The following is a 624-nucleotide window of genomic DNA, read 5'->3' as shown; positions in this document are numbered from 1 at the left end:
TGCATCAACGAACTGCTGGCGCAGGGCTACAAGGTGAAGCTGGGCGAACTCGGAACGTTCTACAACTCCATCCGCAACGACGGCAAGAAGGCGGTCAGCGACCCATCCAAGTTTGATGTGGCACAGATTGCCGGTGTGAACCTCCGCTTCCTCCCCTTCAGCGGCAAGAAGCTCGGCGGCAAGTTTAACAACACCTCAACGACTCGCGCAGACCGCCACGCCTACGAGTGCATGGGTATCAAGGAGGCCAACAAGGAGGGACTCTTGCCCATCCCTGGAAAAGTGACCGACAGCAACCCAGGTTCAAACGGTGGCGGCGGTAGCTCGTCAACAGGCGGTACCCCAAGTGGCGGTAGCGGAGTGGAGGGCTGAACCTAACCGCAGTGCCTCGCTCCCCTGAGGCGAGAGGGGCACTGCTTAACCGCAGATTCTTATCATGAAGAGTATCCGTTATAAGCAGACGGCATCGCTGGTCTGCATCATCACAGCCATCGTGTTTGCCTTCATGGGATTTTTCACTCCGCCTACGGGCGAGATCAGCGAGTCGGTATTGTGGTTTGTGGCACAGTGTCTGATATTCTCCGGCAGCCTTATCGGAGTGGATTGCGTGATAGACCAACGGCT

At 57.1% G+C, this 624-nt stretch carries 1 protein-coding gene and 1 pseudogene; both read left to right on the top strand.

What is annotated here, in order from left to right; all coding sequences use genetic code 11:
* Window positions 1-372 (top strand): annotated as a pseudogene (locus CIK96_RS13280) (hypothetical protein); the annotation flags it as partial.
* Between the two features lie 64 nt (window positions 373-436).
* On the top strand, window positions 437-624 hold a 188-nt coding region (locus tag CIK96_RS11300; RefSeq protein WP_094440630.1), incomplete at its 3' end, for a hypothetical protein.

This window comes from Prevotella sp. P4-98 (assembly GCF_002251405.1).
Lineage (GTDB): Bacteria > Bacteroidota > Bacteroidia > Bacteroidales > Bacteroidaceae > Prevotella.
Note: the sequence above shows the minus strand (reverse complement) of the source record. Positions and strands in the feature narration are given on the sequence as shown.